Here is a 26,690-nt window from a genome sequence, read left to right as displayed (position 1 = left end):
ATGCGCCTTCTCGACCTCGTCGAACAGGATCACCTGATAGGGCCGGCGGCGCACCGCCTCGGTCAGGGCGCCACCCTCCTCATAGCCGACATAGCCCGGGGGGGCGCCGATCAGGCGGCTGACCGCGTGCTTCTCCATGTACTCGGACATGTCGATGCGCAGCAGCGCCTTCTCATCGTCGAACAGGAAGCTGGCGATCGCCTTGGTCAGCTCGGTCTTGCCGACGCCGGTGGGGCCCAGGAACAGGAAGGAGCCGATCGGCCGGTTCGGGTCCTGCAGCCCGGCGCGGGCGCGCCGCACCGCCTTGGACACCGCCTCCAGCGCCTCCTCCTGGCCGACCACGCGGTTGCGCAGCTGGTCCTCCATGCGCAGCAGCTTGGCCCGCTCGCCCTCCAGCATCTTCTCGACCGGGATGCCGGTCCAGCGGCTGACCACCGCGGCGATGCCCTCCTCGGTCACCGCCTCGTTCACCAGCCGGCCATCATCGCCGGCGGCGGCGATCTGCTTCTCCAGCGTCGGGATGATGCCATAGGTCAGCTCGCCGGCCCGGGCATAGTCGCCGCGGCGCTGCGCCAGCTCGACCTCGGTGCGGGCCCGGTCCAGCTCCTCCTTGGCCTTCTGCGCCGCGGAGAGCTTGTTCTTCTCCGCCTGCCAGGCCGCCGTCATCGCCGCCGAGCGCTCCTCGAGCTCGGACAGCTCGCGCTCCAGCCGCTCCAGCCGGTCGCGGCTGGCGGCATCCTCCTCCTTCTTCAGCGCCTCGCGCTCGATCTTCAGCATCAGGACGCGGCGATCGACCTCGTCCAGCTCCTCGGGCTTGCTGTCCACCTGCATGCGCAGCCGGCTCGCCGCCTCATCCACCAGGTCGATCGCCTTGTCGGGCAGGAAGCGGTCGGTGATGTAGCGGTTGGACAGCGTCGCCGCCGCCACCAGGGCGGAGTCGGCGATCCGCACGCCATGGTGCAGCTCATACTTCTCCTTGATGCCGCGCAGGATGGAGACGGTGTCCTCCACGCTCGGCTCGCCCACGAAGACGGGCTGGAAGCGCCGCGCCAGCGCCGCGTCCTTCTCCACATGCTTGCGGTATTCGTCGAGCGTCGTGGCGCCGATGCAATGCAGCTCGCCGCGGGCCAGCGCCGGCTTCAGCAGGTTGGAGGCGTCCATGGCGCCATCCGCCTTGCCCGCGCCCACCAGCGTGTGCATCTCGTCGATGAACAGGATGACCTCGCCGGCCGCCTGCTCGATCTCGGTCAGCACGCCCTTCAGCCGCTCCTCGAACTCGCCGCGATACTTGGCGCCGGCCACCATCGCGCCGAGGTCGAGCGCCAGGACGCGCTTGTTCTTCAGCGCCTCCGGCACGTCGCCATTGACGATGCGCAAGGAGAGCCCCTCGACGATCGCCGTCTTGCCGACGCCGGGCTCGCCGATCAGCACCGGGTTGTTCTTGGTGCGGCGGGCCAGCACCTGGATGGTGCGGCGGATCTCCTCATCCCGGCCAATGACGGGGTCGAGCTTGCCGCTGCGCGCCGCCTCGGTCAGGTCGCGGGCGTATTTCTTCAGCGCGTCGAATTGCTGCTCGGCATTGGCGCTGTCGACCTTGCGGCCCTTGCGCACCGCCTCGATCGCCGCATCCAGCTTCTGTGCCGTGGCGCCGGCCTGGGCCAGGGCACGGCCGGCCGGCGTGTCGCTGCCGGCCAGCGCCACCAGCAGCCGGTCCTGCGCCACGAAGGCGTCGCCGGCCTTGCTCGCCTGCTGCTGCGCGGCATCCAGCACCCGCACGATGTCGGGCATGAATTGCGGCTGGCCGGCGCCCCCGCCCTGCACCTTGGGCAGCTTCGCCAGCTCGGCCTCGACCGCCGCCTTGACCGGGGCGGGGTCGCCGCCGGCGGCGCGGATCAGCCCCGCCGCAGCACCCTGCTCGTCATCCAGCAGGGCCTTCAGCAGGTGCTCGGCGGTGATTCTCTGGTGGTATTCGCGGATCGCGATGGTCTGCGCGGCCTGCAGGAACCCGCGGGCGCGCTCGGTGAATTTCTCGATGTCCATTCTGTCCCTCCTCCGAGGCAACCGGTGCTCCGGCGCCCCTCAGAAGGCGACGCCGGTCACCGCTCGTGCTTGGATGTGGTACGGGATGCCGCGCCGCTTCAAGAGGCCGCGGCCGGAAAATCAGGAGCTGAACCGATGCGCGTCGAGCGTCTCTACCGCTACCCCGTGAAGGGCCTCTCGGCCGAGGCGCTGGAGGAGGTGGAGCTCACCGCCGGCGAATGCCTGCCCCAGGACCGGCGCTTCGCCCTGGTCCAGGGCGACGCCCCCTTCGAGGAAGCGGCGCCGCGCTTCCTGCCCAAGCAGAATTTCGCCTGCCTGATGGCCAATGCGAAGCTGGCGCTGCTGGCCTCCGCCTATGACGAGCGCAGCGGCCGCCTGGCGCTGCGCATCCCCGGCGAGGCGCCGCTCAGCGCCGAGACCGGCACCGAGGAGGGCCGCGCCGCCCTCGGCACCGCGCTCACCCGCTATCTGGGCGAGGAAGCGCGCGGAACGCCCCGCTTCACCGAGGCCCCGGGCCATGCCTTCACCGACCAGAAGAAGAAGGGCGTCTCGCTGATCAACCTGGCCAGCCTTGCGGCGCTGGAGCAGGCGATCGGCCAGAAGCTCGACCCGCTGCGCTTTCGCGCCAACATCTATTTCAGCGGCCTGCCGGCCTGGGCGGAGTTCGACTGGGTGGGGCGGGAGGTGCTGCTGGGCGCCGCCCGGCTGGCCGTCTTCAAGCGCACGGTGCGCTGCCCGGCGACCCAGGTGAATCTGCAGACCGGCGAGCGCGACCTCGATATCCCGCGCCTGCTGCGCGAGCATTTCGGCCATGCCGATCTCGGCGTGCACGCGACCGTCGAGGAAGGCGGGCGCGTCGCGGTGGGCGATGCGCTGGAAGAGCTGCCGAATTAAGACAGAAATCTTCTTTTTCTGAAGAAAAAGAAGCAAAAAGACTTTGCCGGTTGGCGTCCCGCTTCAGGCCTGAGGCGGGACGCCAAACTGGAAGAAGGTTTTTGGTTCTTTTTTCAAAAAGAACCGCTTCCCTTGCTTACTGCACGCTCTCGCGCTGCTCGGCGCCCTCGGCCTCGCCCTCATAGGCGGGCTGGCCGTTCATCTCGGCCTGCGCCTCGGACGGCGCCTCGCCACCCTCGCCGCCCTCGGCCCCGTTCTGCGGGCGGCGCGGCGCCTGGGCCTGCGCGGCCTGGGCCATGGCGTTCAGGATGCGGAAATAATGCTCGGCGTGCTGGAAATAGCTCTCGGCCATCACGCGGTCGCCGGCGCCCGTCGCGTCGCGGCCGAGCTGCAGATACTTCTCGAAAAGCTGCTGGGCGGTGCCCCGCAGCCGCATGTCCGGCCCGTTCGAGTCGAACACATGGTTGCGGTTCATCGGCTGGTGGTTGTTCTGGCGGAATTGACCGCCGCCGCCGCCCCCGCCGCCGCCGTGGCGATGGCCGCCGCGGCCGCGCATGCGTTTCATGTTCATCGGTGTTGCGTTCGCCGTCTCATGCTGGCGCCCTGCAGGCAACCGGACCGGTGAAGCACCGTCCTGCCCCTGGGGCACTGGCTGATGGTGTTGCATCGCTGCGGCGCCGGGGGGCGATGGCACCTGCCATATGGGCCGCCCCGGCGGGTCCTGCCGGGGGGCACTCCGCCCGGGTCCGCAAGGCCACCCTAGTCCGACCGCGCTGCAGCGCCAAACGGTTTTTTTCAGCGGGCAGCCAGAACCAGGGCGCGCTCCACCCCGCCCAGATCCGGCCGCAGCGCCCGACTCGCCAGCCCCGCCGCCGCCGCAAGGGCGGAGACCGCCGGCGCCTGACCCTGCCCCAGCTCCAGCACGGCGTGGCCGCCCGGCGCCAGCAGGCGCGGCAGCGCCGCCACGATCACCCGGTAGGCGTCCAGCCCATCCGCCCCGCCATCCAGCGCCCGGGCGGGCTCATGCCCCGCCACCTCGGGCATCAGCCCCGGCACCACGGCGCTTTCGATATAGGGCGGGTTGGACAGCACCAGGTCGAAGCGCCCGGCCAGCGCCGTGTCCCAATCCCCCGCCAGGAAGGCGGCGCGCCCGGCCAGCCCGTTACGCGCCGCGTTGCGCGCCGCCAGCGCCGCCGCGCCGGGGGAAAGATCCACCCCCACCCCGAAGGCCCCTTCCCGCTCCGCCAGCACGGCCAGCAGCAGGCAGCCCGTGCCGGTGCCAAGGTCCAGCACCCGCCCGCCGGAACCGGAAAAGACCTCCAGCGCCGCCTCGACGATGGCTTCCGAATCGGCGCGCGGGATCAGCGTGTCGCGCGAGACCTCCAGCTCCAGCGTCCAGAAGCCCTGGCGGCCCAGCAGATAGGCCATCGGCTCATGCGCCAGGCGGCGTTGCAGCAGCGCGGCGAAGCGGGTCGCGGCCGCCGGCGCCACCGCCGCGCGCGGCTCGCGCAGCAGGGCCTCCTGGCTGGTCGCCATGGCCTCGGCCAGCAGCAGCCGGGCCTCCAGCCGCGGCGCCTCGATGGCGGCGGCGCGCAGCCGCTGCCCGGCGCGGCAGAGGAAGGCCCCCACCGTGCCGGCGGGGTCGGCGCAGTCAGACACCCTCGGCGGCGAGGCGCGCGGCCTCGTCCTCGGCGATCAGCGCATCGATGATGTCGTCCATCTCGCCCTGCATCACCCGGTCGATCTTGTGCAGCGTCAGGCCGATGCGGTGGTCGGTCACGCGCCCCTGCGGGAAATTGTAGGTGCGGATGCGCTCCGACCGGTCGCCGGTGCCGACCTGGGCGCGCCGGTCGGCCGAGCGGCTGGCCACCGCCTGGCTGCGCTGCGCCTCGTACAGCCGGGCGCGCAGCACCTTCATCGCCTTGGCGCGGTTCTTGTGCTGGCTGCGCTCCTCCTGCATCGCCACCACCGTGCCAGTGGGGATGTGGGTGATGCGCACGGCGCTGTCGGTCTTGTTCACATGCTGGCCGCCGGCGCCGCTGGCGCGGTAGGTGTCGATGCGCAGATCGCTCTCATTGATCTGCACATCCACATCCTCCGCCTGCGGCAGCACGGCGACGGTCACGGTGGAGGTGTGGATGCGCCCCTGCGTCTCGGTCGCCGGCACGCGCTGGACGCGGTGCACCCCGCTCTCGAATTTCAGCCGGGCGAAGACCCCCTGCCCTTCCACCTCGGCCACCGCGCCCTTGATGCCGCCGAGCTCCGACTCGTCATAATCCAGCACGCCGAAGCGCCAGCCGCGCGACGCGGCATATTTCTGGTACGCGGCGAACAGCTCGGCGGCGAACAGCCCGGCCTCGTCCCCGCCGGCGGCGGGGCGGATTTCCAGGATGGCGCTGCCGGCATCCGCCGCATCCTTGGGCAGCAGCATCAGCCGCAGCTCGCGCTCCAGCACCGGCACGGCGTCGCGCTGGGCGTAGTATTCGGCCTCGGCCAGCTCGCGCATCTCGGGGTCGGCCATCAGCGCCTCGGCCTCGTCGCGGGCGCGCTCGGCGGCGCGCAGCGCCTCCACTTGCGCCACCAGCGGCTCCAGCTCGGACAATTCCTTGGCCAGCGCGCCGACCTGCGCGCCCTCCGCCGTCTCCAGCAGGGCCCGCAGCTCATCGGCGCGGTAGAGCAGGCGGTCGAGCTTTTCCGGCAGTTTCATCCGTGCTTTCCAAGGGCAGGTTGGGGGAATGAATTCCCCCAAGCCCCCTTCTTTTTTCTGTCAGGGCCAGCCTCCGTTGTCGGCTGGCGGCCCGCCTGGCCACCCGGGAGCGGCAGCCTGAAAGAAATCCCTCAGATTTCTTTCAGTTCTCTTCTTCGCCGTCGTCAGCGACCAGTTCCAGCCCCTCGACCACCTGCTCCAGCATGGCATCCACCACCCCGGCGGCGGCGAGCGCCGAGAGCAGGCCGGGCATGCCAACCCGCTCCTGCGTGCCATCCTGCAGGTTGCGCACCAGGACGACATTCTCCGCCACCTCGCTCTCGCCGAGGATGACCGCCGCCTGGGCGCCGATGCGGTTGGCCCGCTCCATGCGCTTCTTCAGATTGCCCTTATAGGCCATCTCGGCCGGCACGCCGCTGGCGCGCAGCATCTGCAGCAGCTCCAGCGCCGGGCCTTCCTCGGCCTCGGAGACCGGGATGACGGCCACCGGGCGCGTCGCCTCCGGCGTCTCGGCCAGCAGCTCGGACAGGCGCTCGATGCCCGCGGCCCAGCCGACGCTCGGGGTGGCGGGGCCGCCCATCTCCTGCACCAGCCCGTCATAGCGGCCGCCCGCCATCACCGTGCCCTGGGCGCCCAGCCGGTCGGTGACGAACTCGAAGGCGGTGTGGCTGTAATAGTCGAGCCCGCGCACGATGCGCGGGTTCTTCCGGTAGGGCACGCCGAAACGGTCCAGATGCCCCAGCACCTTCTCGAAGAAGGCCGCGGCCTCGGGCGTCAGATGCTCGAAGATGGTCGGCGCATCGGCCACCAGCGCCTTGTCGCCGGCATCCTTGCTGTCGAGGATGCGCATCGGGTTCTTCTCCAGCCGCGTCTGGCTGTCGGCGGAGAGCTTCTCCCGGTGGGCGGTGAAATAGGCAACCAGCGCGGCGCGATAGGCGTCGCGGCTGGGGGCGTCGCCCAGCGTGTTGATCTCCAGCACCACCCCGTCATCGATGCCGAGATGCTGCAGGATCTGCCAGCCGCAGGCGATCACCTCGGCATCGGCCAGCGGCTCGGCGGCGCCCAGGATCTCGGCGCCGATCTGGTGGAACTGGCGGTAGCGGCCCTTCTGCGGCCGCTCATAGCGGAACATCGGGCCGGCATAGAACACCTTGCGCGGCAGCCCGCCCTGGGTCAGCCCGTTCGAGACCAGCGCGCGGCAGATGCCGGCGGTGCCCTCGGGCCGCAGCGTGACGGAATCGCCGCCGCGATCCTCGAAGCTGTACATCTCCTTAGTCACCACGTCGGAGGTGTCGCCGAGGGTGCGGGCGAAGACGCCGGTGGCCTCGAAGATCGGCGTCGCCCATTCCTCCAGCCCGTACAGGCCGGTGACGTGGCGCGCCGTCTCGACGACATGGTGGTGGCGGCGGAACGCGTCGCCGATCAGATCCTTGGTGCCACGAACCGGCTGCATTCCGCTCAACGCCGTTACTCCGCTGCCTGCTTGCTGGGGGCGCCCGGCGCCGGGTGCCCGCCCTCGTTGTTCGCGGCCGCGCCGTCCTTCGGCAGGGCCGCCTTGATTTCCGCCGCCTTCGCCTCGACCAGGCCGACGATATGGTCGACCATGCCGTCCTGGCCCATCGTGTGATGCGTCTTGCCGGCGGCATAGACCATGTGCCGGCCATTGCCGCCACCGGTCACGCCGATATCGGTCATCAGCGCCTCGCCCGGGCCGTTCACCACGCAGCCGATGATCGACAGGCTCAGCGGCACCTCGATATGCGCCAGCCGCTCCTCCAGCGCCGCCACCGTCTCGATGACGTTGAAGCCCTGCCGGGCGCAGGAGGGGCAGGAGATGATCTTGACGCCGCGGTGCCGGATGCCGAGGGACTTCAGGATGTCCCAGCCGACATGCACCTCCTCCTCCGGCTCGGCGGAGAGCGAAACGCGCAGCGTGTCGCCGATACCGGCCCAGAGCAGGCTGCCCAGGCCGATCGAGCTCTTCACCGTGCCGGTGCGCTTCCCCCCCGCCTCGGTGATGCCGATATGCAGCGGGTGGTCGCAGGCCTCGGCCAGCTGCTGATAGGCGGCGACCGCCAGGAAGACGTCGGACGCCTTCACGCTGATCTTGAACTCGTGGAAATCCAGCTCCTGCAGATGCGCCGCGTGCCACAGCGCGCTTTCCACCAGCGCCTCCGGGTTCGGCTCGCCATACTTCTCCAGCAGGTGCCGCTCCAGGCTGCCGGCATTGACGCCGATGCGGATCGAGCAGCCATGGTCGCGAGCGGCCTTCACGACCTCCTTCACCCGCTCCTTGCTGCCGATATTGCCCGGATTGATGCGCAGGCAGGCGGCGCCGGCCGCGGCGGCTTCCAGCGCGCGCTTATAGTGGAAGTGGATGTCGGCGACGATCGGGACATTCACCTCGCGCACGATCTCGGCCAGCGCCGCGGTCGAGGCCTCGTCCGGGCAGGAGACGCGCACGATGTCGACGCCAGCCAGCTCCGCCCGGCGGATCTGCGCGATGGTGGCCGCGGCATCCTCAGTCGGCGTGTTGGTCATGGTCTGGACGGAGATCGGCGCGTCTCCGCCCACCAGCACCTTGCCGACGCGGATCTGCCGGGATTTGCGGCGCAGGATCTGCTGGTAGGGGCGATAGGACATGGCGGTTCAGGCCTTCCGCTGGGGCATGGGGCCGATATGGCAGCAGAGCGGCGGCTGGCCAAGCCATGCCGGCGGCGGAGCCCGCCCGCGCCCCGCGCGGGGCCGGGCGGGACCGCCGGCGCGGCGCTAGCGGCTGGGCAGCTGGCCGGGCTGGGCCTCGCGCAGCCGGGCGGCGTCCAGCGGGATGTCGCGCCGCACGCCGACCTGGTCGGTCATGGCCGGGCTCGGCACGCCGCCCACCTCGATCGCCAGGGCCTCGGCCTTGCCGGTGGTCAGCACCAGATTGGGCGCCTGCGGCACCTCATAGGTCTCGCCCGGGCGCAGCACGCGGCTGAACACCACCCGGCCGCTGCGCGAATCGCGCACCTGCACCCAGGAATCCTGGCTGGCCCGCAGCACGATGCCCTGGCCATTGCCGGCCGGCGCCTCGGCGGTGCCGGAGGGCGCCAGCGGCGGCGGGGCGGGCGCCGCCGGCGCGCCGGTGGTGCCGGGGGCGATGGGCGCGCCATTCTGCGTGCCGGGGCCGGTCACGCCGGGCGCGACCGGGGCGGTGGCGCCGGGCGTCTGGCCGGGGGCCGTGCCCTGCTGGGGCGCCGCCGGGGCGGTGCCGCGCGGCGCGGCGGCGTTCGGGGCCGGGCCGCCGGGCTGGGCCGGCGTGGCATTGGGCGCCGCAGCCTGAGGCGCCGTGCCCTGGGACGCCGGGCCCTGGGGCGCCGCCGCCGGCGGGGCGCCGGGCGCGGCCGGAGCGCCCGGGGCAGCGCCGGAGGGCGCGCCGGCGCCGCCCGCGCTGCCATTGGGCAGCGGCGGCAGGCCGGCCTCGCGCGCGCTCTGCTCCAGGCGCGGCGGCAGGACCGGCACCGAATCCACGCTGCGCTCGGCCGAGCCGCTCCACTGGTACCACGCGGCATAGCCGCCGATCGCCAGCACGGCGCCGAGCAGGATCACCGCCCCCGCCGGCACGCCGCGATCCGGCACCGGTTCGGGGAAGACGAGGTCCTTGGGGCGGCTGGCGCCGCCGGCGCCCTCGCGGAAGCGGCGCACCAGATCCGGCGCGTCCAGGCCCATGGACTGGGCGTAGCTGCGCACGAAGCCGGTGCCATAGGCGACACCCGGCAGGTCGCGCACCCGCCCCTCTTCCAGGGCGGCCAGGTAGCGGCGGTTGATGCGCAGCTGGTCGGCCAGCTCCTCCAGGCTCACGCCCAAAGCGAGCCGCGCCTCGCGCAATTCCTCGCCCACCCGCGCGGCCTCGGCGGGCTGGCTGTCGGACCGGGGAAGGCGTTTGAGGTCGTAGGGCACGCGGAGAACACCTATCGCGCCGCGCGTCGCGCGGCAAACCGAATTGCGGTGAGGTGCGGCGACGGGCGGGGCGGACCGGCGGGCGGCGCGCCCGGCCGGCCGCCGCCCGATCCCGCGTCAGACGCCCGCGCGGCGGGCCAGCAGGGCGGCGCGCGCCTGGTCCAGCAGCTCGGCGATGATCTCGGCCGCCGGCTGCTCCTTGGTCACCAGGCCGACGCTCTGGCCGGCCATCAGGCTGCCCTGCTCGACATCGCCATCGACCACGGCGCGGCGCAGCGCGCCGGCCCAGAAATGCTCGATCTCGAGCTGGCCGGCCTCCTTGGTCACCTCGCCCGCCTTGAAGCGGGCGATGACCGCCGCCTGATGCTCCAGGAAGCGCTTGGTGCCCTCATTCTGCAGGGCGCGCACCGGGATCACCGGGAAATTCTCGTCGAGCTGCACGGTGGGCAGCGCGTCGCGCGCCGCGCCGCGCAGGAAGGCGCGCTTGAAGTTCGGATGCGCCACGCATTCGGACGCGCAGACGAAGCGCGTGCCGAGCTGCACGCCGGCCGCGCCCATCTCCAGATAGGAGAGGATGGCCTCGCCGCGGCCGATGCCGCCGGCGACGAAGACCGGCACGTCGCGGATATGCGGCAGGATCTCCTGCGCCAGTACCGTCAGGCTGACCGGGCCGATATGGCCGCCGGCCTCGGAGCCCTCGATCACCAGCGCATCGGCGCCGGAGCGCACCAGCTTCTTGGCCAGCGCCAAAGCGGGCGCGAAGCAGATGACCTTGGCGCCGCCCTCCTTGGCCGCCTTGATGGCGGGCCCGGGCGGGATGCCGCCGGCGAAGACGATATGGCCGACCTTCGCGTCCAGGCAGACCTGCACCAGCTCCAGCAGGTTCGGATGCATGGTGATCAGGTTCACGCCGAAGGGCTTGTCCGTCAGCGCCTGGGTCGCCGCGATCTCCTCGGCCAGGCGGTCCGGCATCATCGCGCCGCAGGCGATGACACCGAAGGCGCCGGCATTGGAGAGGGCGGCCACCAGGTTGCGCTCGCTGACCCAGCTCATCGCGCCGCCCAGGATGGCGTATTCGGTGCCCAGGAAGGCCGCGCCCCGGGCCATCAGCGCGTCGATGGCGCCAGCCCCGGGGGCCAGGTCAGTCTGCGAATCCATGCTCAGCCTTCCGAATCCAGCCCATAGGCGCTGTGCAGGGCACGCACCGCGAGCTCGGTATACTCGGCGCCGACCAGGACCGAGGTCTTGATCTCGGAGGTCGAGATCACCTGGATGTTGATGCCCTTCTCCGCCAGCGTCTTGAACATGGTGGCGGCGACGCCGGCATGGCTGCGCATGCCGATGCCGACGATGGAGATCTTGGCGACCTCCGGATCGGCGATCACCGTCTCAAAGCCGATGGTCGGGCGGGCCTTCTCCAGCACGTCGCGGGCGCGCGGCAGGTCGGTCTTGCCGACGGTGAAGGTCATGTCGGTGGTGCCGTCGGCGCCCAGATTCTGCACGATCATGTCGACATTGACATTGGCGGCCGAGAGCGGGCCGAACACCTCGGCCGCGATGCCGGGCTTGTCCGGCACCCGGCGCAGCGTCACCTTCGCCTCGTCGCGGGAATAGGCGACGCCCGTCACCAGCGGCTGTTCCACGATCTCATCCTCATCCACGACCATCGAGCCCGGCTTGTCCTCGAAGGAGGACAGCACCTGCACCCGGACCCGCTGCTTCATCGCCAGTTCCACCGACCGGGTCTGCAGCACCTTGGCGCCGACCGAGGCCAGTTCCAGCATCTCCTCATAAGCGACCGCCGGCAGCTTGCGCGCGCGCGGCACGATGCGCGGGTCGGTGGTGTAGATGCCGTCGACATCCGTGTAGATGTCGCAGCGATCCGCCTTCACCGCCGCGGCGATCGCCACCGCCGAGAGGTCGGAGCCGCCGCGGCCGAGGGTGGTGACGCGGTTGTCCGGGCCGATGCCCTGGAAGCCCGCCACCACCGGCACCTGGCCGGCCCGCATGCGCTCGATCAGCGCCTCGCCCTTGATCTCCTCGACCCGCGCCTTGCCATGCGCGCCATCGGTCAGGATCGGCACCTGCCAGCCCTGCCAGGAGCGGGCATCGACGCCGATGGTCTGCAGCGCGATGGCCAGCAGCCCGATCGTCACCTGCTCGCCCGTGGCGACGACGGTATCGTATTCCCGCGCGTCGTGCAGAGGCGAAAGCTCCTGGCACCATTTCACCAGCTGGTTGGTGACGCCGGACATGGCGGAGACCACCACCGCCACCTCATTGCCCGCATCCACTTCCCGTTTCACCCGGTTGGCGACGTTGCGGATACGGTCCAGGTCGGCGACGGACGTGCCGCCGAACTTCATCACGATGCGTGCCATGCGGGCTCTGAAGGATCGGGGTCCGAGAATGAGACCGGCCACGGTTGCGGCCGGCGCGGGGCTGGGACAGATAACGGCGAGCGGGCGAGGCCGCAACCGCGAACGCACGCGGCCCCGCCCCGCCCGAGCCCGGAGACCGCGCCATGACCGCCGAGACCACCGCCCTGCCGGGCGAGATCGCCAAATTCGACGCGCTGGCCGGCGGCTGGTGGGACCCGTCGGGGCCGATGGCGCCGCTGCACCGGATGAACCCGCTGCGCTGTGGCTGGATCGCCCGCCGCCTGGCCGCCGCCCAGGGCCGGCCGGGCGAGGCGCTGTCCGGGCTCGAGATCCTCGATGTCGGCTGCGGCGCGGGGCTGGCCAGCGAGGGCCTGGCGCGGCTCGGCGCCCGCGTCACCGGGATCGACGCGGCGCCCGGGGCGCTGCAAGCGGCGCGCGCCCATGCGGCGCAATCGGGGCTCGCCATCGAATACCGCCAGGCGACGCCGGAGGCGCTGGCGGCCGAGGGGCGCCGCTACGACGCCGTGGTCTCGCTCGAGGTGATCGAGCATGTCAGCGACCGCGCCGCCTTCCTGGCGGCGCTGGCGGCGGTGGTGAGGCCGGGGGGGATGGTGTTCCTCTCCACCCTGAACCGCACGCCGCGTTCCTTCCTGTTCGCCAAGCTCGGCGCGGAATATGTGGCGCGGCTGCTGCCGCGCGGCACGCATGACTGGCGGATGTTCGTCACCCCGGCCGAGCTGGGGGCGGAGGCGCGCCGCGCCGGGCTGCGCGTGACCGACATTGCCGGCATGACCGCCAGCCTGGGCGGGCGGCAATGGCGCGAGAGCCGCGATGTCGGGATCAACTACATCGTCGCGGCGCGGCGCGACTGACACGACCCGCGGCGGCCGGCGGGAGAGGGTTCTCACCGTCCCGCCGCCCCCGCGCGGCCGGCGGGGCTTCTCCCCGCCGGCCAGGGCGGCAGGGCCTGCCCCGCCGCCGCCTTCGGCTCAGACCGTGACCTTGCTGGCCACGCTGATATTGCCGCGCGTCGCGTGGCTGTAGGGGCAGACGCGGTGGGCGCGCTCGACCAGCGCATCGGCCGCCGCCTGCTCCAGCCCCGGCAGGGCGATGTTCAGCACCACTTCGAGCCCGAAACCCTCGCCATCGTCGCGCGGGCCGATGCCGACCTCGGCGGTGACCGAGACATCGGCCGGCAGGGCGAGCTTCTGCTGCCCGGCCACGAACTTCATGGCGCCGATGAAGCAGGCGGAATAGCCGGCGGCAAAGAGCTGCTCGGGGTTGGTGGCGCCGCCGGCGCCGCCCAGCTCCCTGGGCGCGGCCAGGCGGACATCGAGCAGCCCGTCCTCGCTGCGGGCGGAACCGTCACGGCCGCCGGTGGCGGTGGCGCGGGTGCGGTACAGGATCTTCATGGCTCATCTCCGGATGGGTCGTGGTCGGTCTGGGGCCGAACGCCAGGGCGGCGTTCAGTTGCGCACAATCTAATTGCCCACGATCCATTGTCAATCCCATTGTGCGCTATATATCTTCACGGAGACAGGAGCCCGCCCGTGACCGATATCCCCGCCCCGCTGCCGCTCGAGGAGCAGCTCTGCTTCGCCGTCTATGCGGCGGCGCATGCCTTCGGGCAGACCTATCGCCCGCTGCTGGAGCCGCACGGGCTGACCTATCCGCAATATCTGGTGCTGCTGCAGCTCTGGGAGGGCGATGACCGCTCGGTGCGCGAGCTGGGCGAGCGGCTGTTCCTCGACAGCGGCACGCTGACGCCGCTGCTGAAGCGCATGGAGGCGGCCGGCTGGGTGACGCGCCAGCGCGACGCGCGCGATGCCCGCATCGTCCGCATCCGGCTGACGCCGAAGGGCGAGGCGCTGCGCCCGGTGGCGGCGGCGATTCCGGGCGTGCTGCGCTGCGCCGCCGGCCTGCCGGCCGCGGAGCTGGCCCAGCTGCGCGACACGCTGCGGCTGCTGGCCTCCCGGCTGCGGGAGGCGGAGGTCGCGGCGCCCGGGCCGATGGCCGCCGGCTGACCGCCTCGTGACCCCGCCGCCATGGCGGGGCGGTGGCATCCGGCAGCGCCGCTGCTAGCCTGTCGCCCGGGAGAGGGAGCGCGGGCCTTGGTGCAGCAGAGCGTGGCGGTGATCACCCTGGGCGTCGCCGATCCGGACCGCGCCCGGCGCTTCTATGCCAAGGGCTTCGGCTGGCAGCCGGTCTTCGAGGCACCCGGCATCCTGTTCTACCAGATGAACGGCTTCGTGCTCGGCCTGTGGCAGCGCGAGGCGCTGGAGGAGGATCTGCGCCGCACCATGCCGGCCACCTCCTCGGGCTTCACCCTGGCGCACAATGTCGCCGGCCCGTCGGAGGTGCAGCCGCTGCTGGAGCGGCTGGCGGCCAGCGGCGGCATGCTGCTGCGCGCCGCCGAGGCGCCGCCGCATGGCGGCCTGCGCGGCTATGTCGCCGATCCGGACGGCCATGCCTGGGAGATCGCCTGGAACCCGGACTGGCCGATCGATGCCGAGGGCCGGGTGCGCTTCGCCGCCCCCGCCGGCCCGGAGACCGGCCCAGGGAGCGGCGCAGGGAGCGACGCAGGGACCAGCCCGGGGCAGGCCGCCGGGTCGGCCGGCTAGCCTCAGCCGTCGGCGCGCGGCACCCAGGGCAGGCGGGCGATGTCGATGCCCTCCTCGTTCAGCGCCTCGGCCTCGGCATCGCTGGTCTCGCCATAGATGCCGCGCCGCTCGCTCTCGCCGCGATGCATGCGGCGCGCCTCCTCGGCGAAATCGCTGCCGACATAGTCGCAGCTCTTCTCCACCTCGGCGCGCATGCGCTGCAGCAGGGCGACCAGCTGCGCCGGCATCGGCCCGGCGGCGGCCTGCGGCGCGCCGGGCGGCGGCGCCGGCGGGGCGGCAGGCGGCGCGGCGGCCGGGGCCTCGGCCGGCGGCGGGGCGGCGTCGCGCGTCCGGGCGATGGCCGGCGCCATCAGCGCGCGCTGCACCTTGTCGCTGCCGCAGACCGGGCAGTCGATCAGCCTTGCCGCGGCCAGTTTCTCGAAGGCCGCGCTGTCCTTGTACCAGCCATCGAAGCCGTGGTCCTGGTCGCAGCGGAGCTGGTAGTGGATCATGCCCTGGTCCGGTTCATCCTGCCGCACCCCCGCCCGCCGGGCCCGCGCCTGCGGCGGAAGCCTCTCCTGGCCGCCCCGGCGCGGTGCGCTGCGCCGGGGGCGCGCCCCTTAGCCCGCCTGCAGCAGCGGATCCAGCTTGCCCGCCCGGTCCAGCGCGAAGAGGTCGTCGCAGCCGCCGATCGCCTGATCGCCGATGAAGATCTGCGGCACGGTGGTGCGCCCGCCCGAGCGGCGGATCGCATCCTGCCGCTCCGGCGAACCGTTCGGCGCGTCGTATTCGGTGAAGCCGACGCCCTTGCGGCCGAGCAGCAGCTTGGCGCGCGAGCAATAGGGGCAGAACGCGGTGGTGTAGATTTCGACCTTGGCCATGCATGACACATCGGCGCCGCCGCGCCCCCGGTCAAGAGCGTTGCGGCAGCGAAGCCATGCGCGAAGCGCAGGGAGAGTGCGAAGCGCGGGGAGGAGGGCGCGGAGCGCGGGAAAACGCGCGTGGCGCGCGGCCGCTCAGCCCTCGCGCAGCAGGGCGGCATCCGGCACCCGGGCGGCGGCCAGCACATCGACCCTCGCCGCGCCATGCCGCAACAGCACCTCCGCGCAGGCCGAGGCGGTGGCGCCGGAGGTGAGCACGTCATCCACCAGCAGCAGCCGCCGCCCGGCGATGCGCGGAGCGGCGCCACGCGCCAGAGCGAAGGCGCCTTCCAGCGCCGCGGCACGCTCGGCCGCGCCGCGCTCGCCCAGCGGCGCGGTGCGGCGGGTGCGGCGCAGCAGGTCGGGCGCCCAGGGGCGGCCGGAGCGGCGCGACAGGGCCGCGGCCAGCAGCGCCGCCTGGTTGTAGCGGCGGCCGAGCAGCCGCCAGCGATGCAGCGGCACCGGCAGGATCAGCTCGGCCCGCGCCAGCAGCGGCGCGCCGGCCTGCGCCATCTGCCGCGCCAGCGGCCCGGCCAGCTCCGTCCGGTCGGCATATTTCAGGCCGAGGATCAGGCGCTTCGCCCCCTCCCCGTACCAATAGGCGGCGCGCGCCTGTCCATAGGCCGGGGGCGACGCCAGGCAGCGCGGGCAGAGTGGCGCGCCGCCGCGCGGGGCCAGCGGGTCCCGCGCCGGGCGCTCGCCCTGGCCGGCATGCAGGAAGGGCACGCCGCAGCGGTCGCAGCAGGGCGGCGCGATCAGCGGCGTGGCGCGGAAGCATTCGGCGCAGAGCGTGCCCTGTTCCAGCACCGCCTCGCCGCAGGACAGGCAGCGCGGCGGCAGCACCAGATCCAGCGCCGCGCCGCCCAGCCGGGCGCCCCAATGGCGGATATCCCAGCGCCGGCCGAGCCGCGCCAGGCCGCGCCAGCCCGGCATCAGGATGCCCCCGCCGGGGCGTGGGGCGGGCATGACCTCACCATTTCGTGAGCCTATCGTCCTATCCGGCCAGGCCGCAACCGGACTTGCGCCGCGCCGGGCGATGCCGCACCTGACGCGCATGAGCGATGCCATGCAGGTCTTCGACCGGTCCCTGGTGCGGCGGCGCCGCGAGCGCGCGGCCCCCGGCATCGACCGCGTCGCCCCGGTGCTGGAGGACGCGGCCGAGCGGCTGCTGGACCGGCTGGACGACACCACCCGGCGCTTCGCCCGCGCCCTCGACCTCGGCGGCCGGGGTGTGGTGGCGCCGGCGCTGCGGGCGCGCGGGGTGGAATGCGTGATCTCCATGGACCTCGCCCCCGGCATGGCGCGCCGCGCCGGCGGGCTGCCGCTGGCGGGGGATGAGGAATGGCTGCCCTTCGCCCCCGGCAGCTTCGACCTGGTGGTGGCCAGCCTGTCGCTGCACTGGGTGAACGACCTGCCCGGCACGCTGCTGCAGATCCGCCGGGCGCTGGCGCCGGACGGGCTGTTCCTGGCCTCGCTGCCGGCGCTCGGCACGCTGCAGAAGCTGCGCGAGGCCCTGGCCACGGCCGAATCCGGGCTGCGCGACGGGCTCAGCCCGCGCATCTCCCCCTTCCCCGAGTTGCGCGACGGCGCCGCCCTGCTGCAGCGCGCCGGCTTCGCCATGCCGGTGGCCGACCGCGAGCGCATCGGGCTGCGCTACCGCACCCCGCTGGCCCTGCTGCGCGACCTGCAGGCGGCCGGCGAGAGCAACGCCGTGCTGGCGCGCGACCCGCGCACCCCGCCCCGCGCCCTGTTCCCGCTGGCGCTCGGCGCCCTGCCCCTGGACCCGGAGGGGCTGCTGCCGGTGTCGCTGGAGCTGCTGACCCTGACCGGCTGGGCGCCGGGGCCGAACCAGCCGCAGCCGGCGCCGCGCGGCAGCGGCCAGGTCTCGCTGGCCTCGGCGCTGGGCACGGTGGAGCACCGCAGCGGCGAGAAGCCGCATTGACGGCCCGCCGGGCAGGCCCCGCCCTCTCCGCCGCGTAGCCCTGCCCCGCGCGCGCCGCGCCTTGCAACCGGCGCCGGGCCCGCGCATCTTCCTGCGTCATGGAACAATCGGGTGCCGAGGCGCGGCGGATCACGCTGCACGCGCCGGAAGATTTCGAGGGGATGCGTCGCGCCGGCCAGCTGGCCGCAGCGACGCTGGACATGATCACCCCCCATGTGAAGCCGGGTGTCACCACCGAGCGGCTGGACGATCTCTGCGACCAGTTCATCCGCGACAATGGCGCCATCTCGGCCTGCCTCGGCTACCGGGGCTATCCGAAATCGACCTGCATCTCGATCAACCACGTGGTCTGCCACGGCATCCCGGGGCCGAAGGCGCTGCAGGATGGCGACATCCTGAACATCGACGTCACCGTCATCCTGGATGGCTGGTATGGCGACACCAGCCGCATGTATGTGGCCGGCCAGGCCAGCACCAAGGCCAAGCTGCTGCTCGACGTCACCTATGAGAGCCTGCTGCGCGGCATCGCCGCGGTGAAGCCGGGCGCGCGGCTGGGCGATATCGGCCACGCCATCCAGAGCTATGTCGAGAAGCAGCGCTTCGGCGTGGTGCGCGATTTCTGCGGCCATGGCATCGGCCGCACCTTCCACGCCGCGCCCAACGTGCTGCATTTCGGCCGCCCCGGCGAGGGCGCGGTGCTGAAGCCCGGCATGTTCTTCACCATCGAGCCCATGGTGAATATCGGCAAGCCCGACGTGAAGGTGCTGGATGATGGCTGGACCGCCGTCACCCGCGACCGCAGCCTCTCCGCCCAGTTCGAGCATATGGTGGGCGTGACCGAGACCGGCTGCGAGGTCTTCACCTACTCCCCCGCCGGCCTGCACAAGCCGCCCTACGCGGCCTGAGCCGAAACCTGCCCCGGGCGGTGTCCGGCACCGCCTGATCGCTCTTTGCTGGACAATTCTCCCCCGCCCCGCTCAACCTTGGGGCGAGGGAGGGCGTCCCATGCGCAAGATGCGCGGCATGGCGGAGGCGGCCATCGGCCTGCCGACGCTGATCGAGTTCGATGGCGCGCCGGTGTCGCGGCCGCTGGCCTCCGCCGCCGAGGGCCACCGCGCCCGGATGCGCGCGCGGCTGCTGCAGGCCGGCCCCGACGCGCTGGCCGATCACGAGCTGATCGAGATGCTGCTGTTCCTGGCCCTGCCCCGGCGCGACACCAAGCCGGTGGCGCGCGCGCTGCTGGCCCGCTTCGGCAGCTTCGCCAATGCACTTTCCGCCCCCGCCACCGAGCTGCGCCAGGTGGAGGGGCTGGGCGAGGCCGGCATCGCCGCGCTGAAGACCGCCCAGGCCTCCGCGCTGCGCCTGATGCGGGCCGAGGTGATGGACCGGCCCGTGCTGAGCAACTGGGAGAAGCTGACCGGCTATCTCAACGCCGCCCTGGCGCGGGAGCGGGTGGAGCAGTTCCGCATCCTGTTCCTCGACAGCCGCAACCGCCTGATCGCCGACGAGGCCCAGGCGCGCGGCACGGTCAACCACACCCCCGTCTATCCGCGGGAGGTGGTGAAGCGCTGCCTGGAGCTGCAGGCCACCGCGCTGATCCTGGTGCACAACCACCCCAGCGGCGACCCCACCCCCAGCCAGGCGGATATCGAGATGACCGCCGAGATCCGCGCCGCCGCCGCCACGCTCGGCATCGTGCTGCATGACCATCTGATCGTGGGCAATGGGCGGCATCTGTCATTCAGGGCGACAGGTTTACTGTAGAAAGCAAAGGGTTCTTTTTGAAAAAAGAACCAAAAACCTTCTTTCAGTTGGCGTCCCGCTGATAGCCTGAGGCGGGACGCCAAACTGAAAGAAGTCTTTTTGCTTCTTTTTCTTCAGAAAAAGAAGAAATTAAACAACAGGCGGCACCCCCGCCTCGCGCAGCGCCGCCTGCTGCCGCTCCGCCAGCTTATCGGCGTCGAAGCCCTCGATCAGCTCGTTGAACAGGCGGTGCCAGTTCAGCCGCGCATTCAGCCGCAGGAAGGCGCTACCCAGCCCGACCGCGCCGCGATCCACCAGCACGAATTCCCGCGGCGGCCGCACGCCGCCGGTGCGCTTCAGCCCGGCATGCACCTCGGCCGCGACCTTGCGGCCGAAATCCGGGTCGTCGCTCTCCTGGATCGGCCGCACCCGGTCATCCAGCAGCGGCTCGTGCAGGAACTTCGCCCAGAGGCCGAGCACCTCCATCTTCTCCTTGGAGAGATCGGTGAAGCCCCAGATGCGATAGGCCTCGGCGGCCTTGTCCTGGTCGTTGTCGCGCAGCGCCTCGTACAGCATGACCACGCCGCGCAGGAAGCTCGCCGGGAAGACGCGGATGGCGCCGTAATCGAGCAGGTTGATGCCGGCCGGGCTGGCCTCGGTCGGCTGCCGCACCTGGTAGTTGCCCAGATGCGGGTCGCCATGGATCACGCCATAGCGGTAGAAGGGCACGTACCAGGCGCGGAACAGCGCGGTGGCATAGGCGTCGCGCTCCTCCTGCGAGGGGTCCTCGGCCAGCCGGTCCAGGATCGGCCGGCCATCCAGCCAGCTCATGGTCAGCAGCCGCTTGCTGCAATAGCCCTCGATCGGCTCCGGCGTGCGCACCGTCGGCTCATCGGCCAGCATGCGGTTGTAGAGCCGCATCTGCGCCGCCTCGCGCTCGTAATCCAGCTCCTCGCGCAGCCGGTCGCACAGCTCGACATAGACATCGTCATGCTGGATGGCGTCGTCCATCCGGGCGAAGACGTTCATGGCGAGCTTCAGCTGGCGGAGATCGGCCTCCACCACGCTCGGCATGTCCGGGTATTGCAGCTTGCAGGCGACCAGCCTTCCATCCGGCAGGGTGGCGCGATGCACCTGCCCCAGGCTGGCGGCGGCCGAGGCCTCCTGGCCGAAACTGGCGAAGCGGCTCTGCCAGTCGGGGCCCAGCTCGCTGGCCATGCGGCGGCGGACGAAGGCCCAGCCCATCGGCGGGGCGTTGGCCTGCAGCGCCGCCAGCTCGGCCGCGTATTCCTTCGGCAGGGCGTTGGGGATGGTGGTCAGGAACTGGGCGACCTTCATCAGCGGGCCCTTCAGCCCGCCCAGCACCGCCTTCAGGTCGCCGGCATGCGCCGTGCGGTCGGTCTTGATGCCGAGGAAACGCTCCCCCGCCACGCGGGCGGCGATGCCGCCCACCGCGCCGGAGGTGCGCGCCATCCGCCGCAGCTCACCGAACAGGGAACTGCCCTCGCGCTCCTCAGCCATCCTCGCGCTCCAATTCGTCGCGCCCATCGGCGCGCTCCAGCTCATCGATGAAGCCGGCGATGACGTTCAGCCCCTTGTGCCAGAAGGCGGGGTCCGAGGCGTCGAGCCCGAAGGGCGCCAGCAGCTCCTTGTGCCGCAGCGTGCCGCCGGCCTTCAGCAGCTCCAGATATTTCTGCTGGAAATCCTTCACGCTGCCCTCCTGGAACACGCCGTAGAGCGCGTTCACCAGGCAGTCGCCGAAGGCGTAGGCGTAGACATAGAAGGGCGTGTGGATGAAGTGCGGGATGTAGGACCAGTAGATCTCGTAATCCGGCGTGAACTCGAAGGCCGGGCCGAGGCTCTCCACCTGCACCTGCATCCACAGCGCGCCGATCTCCTCGCGCGACAGCTCGCCCTTGCGGCGGGCATCGTGCAGCAGGGTCTCGAAGCGGTAGAAGGCGATCTGGCGGACCACCGTGTTCAGCATGTCCTCGACCTTGCCGGCCAGCAGGGCGCGGCGCCGCTTCGGGTCGGTCTCGGCATCCAGCACGGCGCGGAAGGTCAGCATCTCGCCGAAGACCGAGGCCGTCTCGGCCAGGGTCAGCGGCGTGCCGGACATCAGATAGCCCTGGTCGGCCGCCAGCACCTGGTGCACGCCATGGCCCAGCTCATGCGCCAGCGTCATCACGTCGCGCGCCTTGCCGTGGTAGTTCAGCAGCAGATAGGGATGCGCCGAGGGCACGGTGGGGTGCGCGAAGGCGCCGGAGGCCTTGCCCGGCCGCAGCGCCGCGTCGATCCAGGGCTTGTCGAAGAATTCCTTCCCGATCCGCCCCAGCTCCGGGCTGAAGCCGTGATAGGCCTTGAGCACCCGGTCGCGCGCCGCATCCCAGGGGATGTCGCTGTCATCCTCGGCCGGCAGGGGGGCGTTGCGGTCCCAATGCTGCAGCTTGGGCAGGCCGAGCCACTTCGCCTTCATCGCGTAGTAGCGGTGCGACAGCGCCGGGAAGCTGGCGACGACGGCGTCGACCAGCGCGTCCACCACCGCATCCTCGACCATGTTGGCGCGGTTGCGGCTGCTGCCGGGGCGCGGATAGTTCCGCCAGCCGTCGATGATCTCCTTGTCCTTCGCCAGGGTGTTGGTGATCAGGGTGAACAGCCGCGCCTTCTCGCCGAAGGCGGCGGAGACGCCCCGGGCCGCCGCCTCGCGCACCGCGCGGTCGCGGTCGGAGAGCTTGTTCAGCGCGCCGGAGACGTTCAGCACCTCGTCCCCGACCTTCACCTCCATGCCGGCGATGGTCTCATCGAACAGGCGGTTCCAGGCGGCGCGGCCGGTCACCTCCTTCTCGTGCAGCAGGCGCTCGACCTCGTCGGAGAGCTGGTGCGGGCGGAAGACGCGCAGGTCGCGCAGGAAGGGCTGCCAGCGGGCCAGCGCCTTCGAGCCGGCGATCTTCTTCTCCAGCACCGCCTCCTCGAGCTTGTTCAGCTCCAGGCTGAAGAACAGGGTGTGGCTGGAGATCGCCGTCACCCGCTCCTGCATGGTCTGGTAGAAGCGGCCATTGGCGGCATCCTGCGCATCGCCGGCGAAGACCAGCGAGGCATAGGACATCACCCGGCCCAGCACCTCCTCGATCCGCTCATAGGTCGCGATGGCCTCGGCCAGGGCGTCGCCGGACATTTTTTCCAGTTTGCCGGCATGGGCCTCGTGGAAGGCGCGCGCCTCGGCCTCGGCGCGGTCGAGATCGGCGGCCAGCCGCGGATCGCCGGAGCCGGCATAGAGATCGGACAGATCCCAGACCGGGAGCGACCCGGCCTCGCCGCTCCCGCCCTGGCGGGCGGCCGTGTCGTGGGGGGCGGGGCGTAGATGGGAAAGCTGCACGGGACGCCTTGCGGTTGTGGTTCTGCTCCTCCCGATATAAGCCCCTGAGCGGGCAGGCCAAGCGCCCCCCTGCCCGATCCTGCGCCGCATCCCGCCCGGGGCGCGGCTTTTGCCTGCCCAGCCGGCGCCAGACCGGCGGCGACACTTCGCCCGGCACGGCACCGGGGCGCGCCCGCACCGGCCCCGGCCGGCTGCGCAACTTCGCGGCATGACACCGCCTTTCCGACCGCGTCCCTTTCCCTTCGCCGCCGCTGCCAGAGGACACCGCTTGCCCGATGCCCGCTGAGGAACACTGGACCAGCCTGCCGGCCCTGATCCTGGGCCAGGCCCGCTCCTGGCCCGACCGGCCGATGCTGCGCTACTGGCGCGGCGGCGCCTGGCGCAGCCTGAGCTGGGCGGATTTCGCCCTGCAGGTCGCCGCCGTCGCCGCGGCCTTGCGCGCCCGCGGCATCTGCCCTGGCGACCGGGTGGTGCTGGTGGCGGAGAACCGCCCCGAATTCCTGGTGGCCGACATGGCGGTGATGGCGATCGGCGCCGTCACCGTGCCCGGCTACACCACCAACACGCTGGCCGACCATGCGCATCTGCTGCGCGATTCCGGGGCGCGCGCGGCCATCGTCTCCACCGCCCGCCTGGCGCAGAGCGTGGCCGAGGCCGCCGGCATCGGCGGGCTGGACCTGCTGGTCAGCATGGAGGACAGCCCCGGCACCACGCCCTGGTCCGAGCTGGCCGAGACCCGCGGCGATCTCGCCATGCTCTATGCCGAGGTGGAGCATATCCCGGCCGGGCGGCTGGCCTGCCTGATCTACACCTCCGGCACCGGCGGCCCGCCCAAGGGGGTGATGCTGCCGCACCGCGCCATGCTGGCCAACCGCCGCGGCATCACCGATTTCATCCGCCAGCTGAAGCTGCCGCCAGATGCCTGCTACCTCTCCTTCCTGCCGCTCAGCCACGCCTATGAGCACACGGTGATCTACCTGCTGTGCTCCTTCGGCATGGAGGTGGTGTTCAGCCGCGGCGCCGAGAAGCTCTCGGCCGAGCTGGCCGAGATCCGCCCGCATGTGCTGACCGCCGTGCCGCGGCTGTTCGAGGTGCTGCGCGCCCGGCTGCTGGCCGGGCTGGAGAAGCAGTCCAGCTTCAACCGCGCGCTGTTCGAGCGCACCAGCCGCATCGGCATGAAGCGGCTGGAGGGGGAGCGGCTGAGCCTGGGCGAGCGGCTGCAGGACCCGATCCTGGACCGGCTGGTGCGCGCCAAGGTGCGCGCCCGCTTCGGCGGAAGGCTGGTCGCCATGGTCTCGGGGGGCGCGCGGCTGGATCCGGATCTCTCCGGCTTCTTCATCGCGCTCGGCCTGCCGGTGCTGCAGGGCTATGGCCAGACCGAGGCCGGGCCGGTGATCAGCGTCAATGTCCCCTGGGACAATGACCGCCGCTCGGTCGGCCGGCCGCTGCCGGGCGTCAGCTTGCGCATCGCCGAGGATGGCGAGGTGCTGGTGCGCGGCGAGCTGGTGATGGATGGCTACTGGAACCAGCCCGAGGCCACGGCGCAATCGGTGCGCGCCCTGCCCGATGGCGAGGAGGGCTGGCTGCACACCGGCGATGTGGGGGAGCTGGTGGAGGGCCGGCTGCGCATCACCGACCGCAAGCGCGACTTCATCAAGACGCTGGGCGGCGAGATGGTGAGCCCCGCCCGGCTGGAAAGCCTGCTGATGGCCGAGCCGGAGATCGCCCAGGCGGTGGTGGCCGGCGAAGGCCGCCCGGCGCTGAGCGCCCTGCTGGTGCCGGCCGACAAGCAGGACGAGCCGGCGGTGGCCGCCGCCCTGCGCCGGGTGAACGGCAAATTGTCGGGCGTGGAGCGGATCCGGCATTTCGCGCTGGTGCCGCCCTTCACCGTGGAGAATGGCCAGATGACGCCGACCATGAAGGTGAAGCGGCGCATCGTGCTGCGCGACCATGAGGCGCAGATCGCCCGGCTCTACGAGTAGGGCGTTTCTGTCGGCGGTTTGCGGAAGGGGGGCGGCGCTGCCGCCCCTTTTTTGTGGGGTGCGCCGGGCCGTTGCCCGCGCCACCCGCCGGAGAGTCCTGCCGCCCGGCCTGGCCATCATCCCGGCGTCTCTGCCGCCGGGGAGGCCATGCCCGGGCGGCGCACCGCCCGGGCTGAAAACTTGGTCCGGGCGGTTGCTCCGCCCGGCATGCCGGCCGTGGGGTCTGCCCCCACGGCCCAGGCCCTGCGGGGCCTCAGCCGATGGTGTCGAGCACCAGCCGGCGGATCTCCGCCTGGGACAGGCCGGCCGTCAGCGCCTGCTGCGACAGCTTCGGCGCCGCCACGGCCTGGCGGGGTTCGTTCACCACGGTCGCCGCGCTCATCGCGGTCTCGGCCGGGGTGGGGATGTGCTTGTTCAGATACATATCTTTCTCCGGGACGCGGCGCATGGTTGGCGCCACCCGGTCACGTCGTTGGGTTGTCAGGGTGTCCGCGATCGTGGCCGGTCTCATGCCGGCCAAAAACCCGATGCGGGGCAAAAGGTTGCAGGAAAATCCTGCGACGCCGCCACCGCTCTGGCGGTGGTCGGCTGTCCGGGCCTGGGCGGCCCGGGGCACGCCTTCCGGCGGCCTTGGACAGCAGATAGGCGCTCGGCCGCCCCTCCGCAACCCCTGGTTTGCGAAGCGGGGCGTTTCCTCGCTCCTGCGGCGCAAGCGGGGCCGGCGGCGCGGCCGGCCCGCGCGCCTCAGGGCTGCGCCGCCTCGGCTTCCTTGCGGTCGATGGCGGCATCCTCCGCCACCGCCACCAGGGTGGTGGTGACCGGCTGCACCGGCATGACCAGGAAGCTCTCCTTCTCCTGCGGCGCGGCGCGGCGGCGCATGCGCCACAGCCCCCAGACCGCGATGCCGGCCTGGGCCGAGAGGATCAGCCAGCCCAGCCCGGCATTGCCCAGCCAGGACATGGCGAAGCCGCCCAGCACCGGGCCGAGGGCGGAACCCGCGCCCCACAGGATCAGCAGCCCGCCCGAGGCGGCGGCGAAGCCGCCCGGCGGCACATGGTCGTTCACATGCGCCAGCACCAGGCTGTAGGTCGGGATCACCAGCGCGCCGAACAGCGCCACCAGGCTGAAGGTCATCCAGATCGGCGGGTGGTCGGGCACCAGCAGCACCATGGCCAGCAGCGCCGCGGCGGCCACCAGCGTCAGCCCGACGATCAGCCCGCGCCGGTCGATGCGGTCGGACAGCCAGCCCATCGGCCAGGTGGCGATGAAGCCGCCCAGCGAGCCGCAGGCCATGAACACCGCCACCTGCCCCGCCGGCAGCCCCAGCCGCTGGGCGAAGAGCGGCCCCAGCGAATAGTAGGACGCCGTGCTGACCCCGACCAGGAAGGCCGCCACCACGCCGAAGGGCGACAGCGCGTAGAGCCAGCGCAGGTCGAGCCGCCGCGCCTCGCCGCCCGGGTCGGAGGGCGCCTGGGCGCGCGACAACACCACCGGGACCAGGGCGAAGGAGATGATCATCGAGATCAGGCAGAACAGCACGAAGCCGCGCGGGCTGGCCGTGGTCAGCAGCATCTGACCGGCGACGCCGGCGATCATGCCGGTCATGCCATAGATGCTGAGCAGCTGGCCGCGCACCGCCGAGGCGGCGGCGCCGTTCAGCCAGCTTTCCACCACGATGAACAGCCCGGCGAAGCAGAAGCCGGTCAGCGCCCGCCCCAGCGGCCAGAGCCAGGGATCGACCAGCATCAGATGCAGCAGCGGCACCGAGGAGGCGATGGCCGCCAGCGCCGCGAAGGCGCGGGTGTGGCCCACCGCCTGCACCAGCCGCTCGCCGCGCAGCGACCCCGCCATCAGCCCGAGATAGAAGCCGCTGCCGACCAGGCCGATCTCGGTGGCGCTGAACCCCTCCAGCCCGCCGCGCACGGTGAGCAGCGAGGATTGCAGCGTGTTGCCCATCTGCAGCAGCGCATAGCCGAAGAGCAGGGCCAGCACGGTGACGAGGGTGTTGACGAGAGGCGTGGCGCGCAAGGGCGGACTCCGGCGCTGGGGGCAGGCTGGAAGGCCAGCCGGCGGCGGAGGCGGTGCGGCTGGGCGGCCCGGTTTCGGGCCGGACGCGCCCGGCAGAAAAGGGCCATGGGCCGCCCGGTTCAAGCCCCGCCGGGGTGA

At 71.9% G+C, this 26,690-nt stretch carries 25 protein-coding genes (1 of these 25 only partly in view); 8 read left to right on the top strand and 17 right to left on the bottom strand.

Translation table 11 applies throughout. From position 1 onward, the window contains the following. Positions 1-2,040 carry the 5' portion of an ATP-dependent chaperone ClpB gene (clpB, locus tag QE401_RS07525; RefSeq protein WP_307137622.1) on the bottom strand. The gene continues 525 nt to the left of window position 1, outside the view, so the window shows 2,040 of its 2,565 coding nt (coding positions 1-2,040); its start codon is at positions 2,038-2,040; its stop codon lies off the left edge, out of view. Between the two features lie 135 nt (positions 2,041-2,175). Between clpB and QE401_RS07520 the strand changes: the two genes are divergently transcribed. Next, complete coding sequence (locus tag QE401_RS07520; RefSeq protein ID WP_307137621.1) at positions 2,176-2,934, top strand: MOSC domain-containing protein; 759 nt, start codon at positions 2,176-2,178, stop codon at positions 2,932-2,934. A 136-nt stretch (positions 2,935-3,070) separates the two neighbouring features. Here QE401_RS07520 and QE401_RS07515 read toward each other — a convergent pair whose 3' ends face one another. The 8 genes from QE401_RS07515 to QE401_RS07480 form a co-directional block, all read right to left on the bottom strand. Then, on the bottom strand, positions 3,071-3,490 hold the full coding sequence (locus tag QE401_RS07515; RefSeq protein ID WP_307137620.1) for a DUF4167 domain-containing protein: 420 nt from the start codon (positions 3,488-3,490) through the stop codon (positions 3,071-3,073). A gap of 239 nt (positions 3,491-3,729) precedes the next feature. Then, entirely contained in the window at positions 3,730-4,593 is an 864-nt protein-coding gene (gene prmC / locus QE401_RS07510; RefSeq protein WP_307137619.1) for a peptide chain release factor N(5)-glutamine methyltransferase, read from the bottom strand. Beyond that, the gene (gene prfA, locus QE401_RS07505; protein WP_307137618.1) at positions 4,586-5,641 is read right to left on the bottom strand and encodes a peptide chain release factor 1; all 1,056 of its coding nucleotides are present in this window, start codon (positions 5,639-5,641) and stop codon (positions 4,586-4,588) included. The genes prmC and prfA overlap by 8 nt, the downstream gene beginning before the upstream one ends. Positions 5,642-5,783: 142 nt before the next feature. Continuing rightward, on the bottom strand, positions 5,784-7,103 hold the full coding sequence (gene hisS / locus QE401_RS07500; RefSeq protein ID WP_307137617.1) for a histidine--tRNA ligase: 1,320 nt from the start codon (positions 7,101-7,103) through the stop codon (positions 5,784-5,786). 5 nt (positions 7,104-7,108) lie between these two features. Continuing rightward, a complete protein-coding gene (gene ispG, locus QE401_RS07495; protein WP_307137616.1) occupies positions 7,109-8,284 on the bottom strand; it encodes a flavodoxin-dependent (E)-4-hydroxy-3-methylbut-2-enyl-diphosphate synthase in 1,176 nt (391 codons plus the stop codon). Positions 8,285-8,410: 126 nt separating this feature from the next. After that, complete coding sequence (locus tag QE401_RS07490; protein WP_307137615.1) at positions 8,411-9,580, bottom strand: helix-turn-helix domain-containing protein; 1,170 nt, start codon at positions 9,578-9,580, stop codon at positions 8,411-8,413. 117 nt (positions 9,581-9,697) lie between these two features. After that, positions 9,698-10,738, bottom strand: a complete 1,041-nt coding sequence (locus QE401_RS07485; RefSeq protein ID WP_373461427.1) for an NAD(P)H-dependent flavin oxidoreductase — start codon at positions 10,736-10,738, stop codon at positions 9,698-9,700. Between the two features lie 2 nt (positions 10,739-10,740). Next, positions 10,741-11,961 carry an aspartate kinase gene (locus QE401_RS07480; RefSeq protein WP_307137614.1) on the bottom strand — a complete coding sequence of 407 codons (1,221 nt, stop codon included), beginning with the start codon at positions 11,959-11,961 and terminating at the stop codon, positions 10,741-10,743. Between the two features lie 143 nt (positions 11,962-12,104). On the opposite strand from QE401_RS07480, the gene ubiG reads away from it, so the two are divergent. After that, on the top strand, positions 12,105-12,833 hold the full coding sequence (ubiG, locus tag QE401_RS07475; protein WP_307137613.1) for a bifunctional 2-polyprenyl-6-hydroxyphenol methylase/3-demethylubiquinol 3-O-methyltransferase UbiG: 729 nt from the start codon (positions 12,105-12,107) through the stop codon (positions 12,831-12,833). Positions 12,834-12,950: 117 nt separating this feature from the next. On the opposite strand, the gene QE401_RS07470 is transcribed toward ubiG, so the two are convergent. After that, positions 12,951-13,373 carry an organic hydroperoxide resistance protein gene (locus QE401_RS07470; RefSeq protein WP_307137612.1) on the bottom strand — a complete coding sequence of 141 codons (423 nt, stop codon included), beginning with the start codon at positions 13,371-13,373 and terminating at the stop codon, positions 12,951-12,953. A gap of 138 nt (positions 13,374-13,511) precedes the next feature. Between QE401_RS07470 and QE401_RS07465 the strand changes: the two genes are divergently transcribed. After that, positions 13,512-13,985, top strand: coding sequence for a MarR family winged helix-turn-helix transcriptional regulator (locus QE401_RS07465; protein WP_307137611.1), 474 nt, complete (start codon positions 13,512-13,514; stop codon positions 13,983-13,985). Between the two features lie 90 nt (positions 13,986-14,075). Next, on the top strand, positions 14,076-14,582 hold the full coding sequence (locus QE401_RS07460) for a VOC family protein (protein WP_307140197.1): 507 nt from the start codon (positions 14,076-14,078) through the stop codon (positions 14,580-14,582). 2 nt (positions 14,583-14,584) lie between these two features. Here QE401_RS07460 and QE401_RS07455 read toward each other — a convergent pair whose 3' ends face one another. From QE401_RS07455 to QE401_RS07445, 3 genes are all read right to left on the bottom strand, one after another. Next, the gene (locus QE401_RS07455; RefSeq protein WP_373461426.1) at positions 14,585-15,100 is read right to left on the bottom strand and encodes a DUF1178 family protein; all 516 of its coding nucleotides are present in this window, start codon (positions 15,098-15,100) and stop codon (positions 14,585-14,587) included. Between the two features lie 81 nt (positions 15,101-15,181). Then, positions 15,182-15,442 carry a glutaredoxin 3 gene (grxC, locus tag QE401_RS07450; protein WP_307137610.1) on the bottom strand — a complete coding sequence of 87 codons (261 nt, stop codon included), beginning with the start codon at positions 15,440-15,442 and terminating at the stop codon, positions 15,182-15,184. A 135-nt stretch (positions 15,443-15,577) separates the two neighbouring features. Then, a complete protein-coding gene (locus tag QE401_RS07445) occupies positions 15,578-16,447 on the bottom strand; it encodes a ComF family protein (protein WP_307137609.1) in 870 nt (289 codons plus the stop codon). An 88-nt stretch (positions 16,448-16,535) separates the two neighbouring features. Here QE401_RS07445 and QE401_RS07440 point away from each other — a divergent pair, with 88 nt between their 5' ends. The 3 genes from QE401_RS07440 to radC all read left to right on the top strand — a co-directional run bounded on the left by QE401_RS07440 (position 16,536) and on the right by radC (position 19,187). Then, positions 16,536-17,423 carry a methyltransferase domain-containing protein gene (locus QE401_RS07440; RefSeq protein WP_307137608.1) on the top strand — a complete coding sequence of 296 codons (888 nt, stop codon included), beginning with the start codon at positions 16,536-16,538 and terminating at the stop codon, positions 17,421-17,423. Positions 17,424-17,521: 98 nt separating this feature from the next. Next, positions 17,522-18,328, top strand: coding sequence for a type I methionyl aminopeptidase (map, locus tag QE401_RS07435; protein ID WP_307137607.1), 807 nt, complete (start codon positions 17,522-17,524; stop codon positions 18,326-18,328). 100 nt (positions 18,329-18,428) lie between these two features. Then, positions 18,429-19,187, top strand: coding sequence for a RadC family protein (gene radC, locus QE401_RS07430; protein ID WP_307137606.1), 759 nt, complete (start codon positions 18,429-18,431; stop codon positions 19,185-19,187). 129 nt (positions 19,188-19,316) lie between these two features. Here radC and QE401_RS07425 read toward each other — a convergent pair whose 3' ends face one another. Then, entirely contained in the window at positions 19,317-20,687 is a 1,371-nt protein-coding gene (locus QE401_RS07425; RefSeq protein WP_307137605.1) for an ABC1 kinase family protein, read from the bottom strand. Further along, positions 20,680-22,542 (bottom strand): M3 family oligoendopeptidase, encoded by a 1,863-nt coding sequence (locus QE401_RS07420; RefSeq protein ID WP_307137604.1) that lies wholly within the window; start codon positions 22,540-22,542, stop codon positions 20,680-20,682. Before QE401_RS07420 ends, QE401_RS07425 begins: the two co-directional genes overlap by 8 nt. 275 nt (positions 22,543-22,817) lie before the next feature. Between QE401_RS07420 and QE401_RS07415 the strand changes: the two genes are divergently transcribed. Then, complete coding sequence (locus QE401_RS07415) at positions 22,818-24,524, top strand: AMP-dependent synthetase/ligase (protein WP_307137603.1); 1,707 nt, start codon at positions 22,818-22,820, stop codon at positions 24,522-24,524. A gap of 253 nt (positions 24,525-24,777) precedes the next feature. Here the strand turns inward: QE401_RS07415 and QE401_RS07410 are convergent, their stop codons facing one another. Continuing rightward, on the bottom strand, positions 24,778-24,948 hold the full coding sequence (locus QE401_RS07410; protein ID WP_307137602.1) for a hypothetical protein: 171 nt from the start codon (positions 24,946-24,948) through the stop codon (positions 24,778-24,780). A gap of 320 nt (positions 24,949-25,268) precedes the next feature. Further along, positions 25,269-26,552 carry an MFS transporter gene (locus QE401_RS07405; RefSeq protein WP_307137601.1) on the bottom strand — a complete coding sequence of 428 codons (1,284 nt, stop codon included), beginning with the start codon at positions 26,550-26,552 and terminating at the stop codon, positions 25,269-25,271. Positions 26,553-26,690: the final 138 nt, after the last annotated feature.

The sequence above is a fragment of the Pseudoroseomonas cervicalis genome (genome assembly GCF_030818485.1).
Classification (GTDB): domain Bacteria; phylum Pseudomonadota; class Alphaproteobacteria; order Acetobacterales; family Acetobacteraceae; genus Pseudoroseomonas; species Pseudoroseomonas cervicalis_A.
Note: the sequence above shows the minus strand (reverse complement) of the source record. Positions and strands in the feature narration are given on the sequence as shown.

Bases quoted from the DNA above. Each gene is read 5' to 3' on its own strand.
- QE401_RS07410 (WP_307137602.1), bottom strand. From the start codon at position 24,948: ATGTATCTGAACAAGCACATCCCCACCCCGGCCGAGACCGCGATGAGC.
- QE401_RS07515 (WP_307137620.1), bottom strand. From the start codon at position 3,490: ATGCGCGGCCGCGGCGGCCATCGCCACGGCGGCGGCGGGGGCGGCGGC.
- QE401_RS07445 (WP_307137609.1), bottom strand. From the start codon at position 16,447: ATGCCCGCCCCACGCCCCGGCGGGGGCATCCTGATGCCGGGCTGGCGC.
- QE401_RS07440 (WP_307137608.1), top strand. From the start codon at position 16,536: ATGAGCGATGCCATGCAGGTCTTCGACCGGTCCCTGGTGCGGCGGCGC.
- QE401_RS07480 (WP_307137614.1), bottom strand. From the start codon at position 11,961: ATGGCACGCATCGTGATGAAGTTCGGCGGCACGTCCGTCGCCGACCTG.
- prfA (WP_307137618.1), bottom strand. From the start codon at position 5,641: ATGAAACTGCCGGAAAAGCTCGACCGCCTGCTCTACCGCGCCGATGAG.
- ispG (WP_307137616.1), bottom strand. From the start codon at position 8,284: ATGTCCTATCGCCCCTACCAGCAGATCCTGCGCCGCAAATCCCGGCAG.
- QE401_RS07520 (WP_307137621.1), top strand. From the start codon at position 2,176: ATGCGCGTCGAGCGTCTCTACCGCTACCCCGTGAAGGGCCTCTCGGCC.
- ubiG (WP_307137613.1), top strand. From the start codon at position 12,105: ATGACCGCCGAGACCACCGCCCTGCCGGGCGAGATCGCCAAATTCGAC.
- QE401_RS07470 (WP_307137612.1), bottom strand. From the start codon at position 13,373: ATGAAGATCCTGTACCGCACCCGCGCCACCGCCACCGGCGGCCGTGAC.
- QE401_RS07425 (WP_307137605.1), bottom strand. From the start codon at position 20,687: ATGGCTGAGGAGCGCGAGGGCAGTTCCCTGTTCGGTGAGCTGCGGCGG.
- grxC (WP_307137610.1), bottom strand. From the start codon at position 15,442: ATGGCCAAGGTCGAAATCTACACCACCGCGTTCTGCCCCTATTGCTCG.
- radC (WP_307137606.1), top strand. From the start codon at position 18,429: ATGCGCAAGATGCGCGGCATGGCGGAGGCGGCCATCGGCCTGCCGACG.
- QE401_RS07485 (WP_373461427.1), bottom strand. From the start codon at position 10,738: ATGGATTCGCAGACTGACCTGGCCCCCGGGGCTGGCGCCATCGACGCG.
- QE401_RS07415 (WP_307137603.1), top strand. From the start codon at position 22,818: ATGCCCGCTGAGGAACACTGGACCAGCCTGCCGGCCCTGATCCTGGGC.
- map (WP_307137607.1), top strand. From the start codon at position 17,522: ATGGAACAATCGGGTGCCGAGGCGCGGCGGATCACGCTGCACGCGCCG.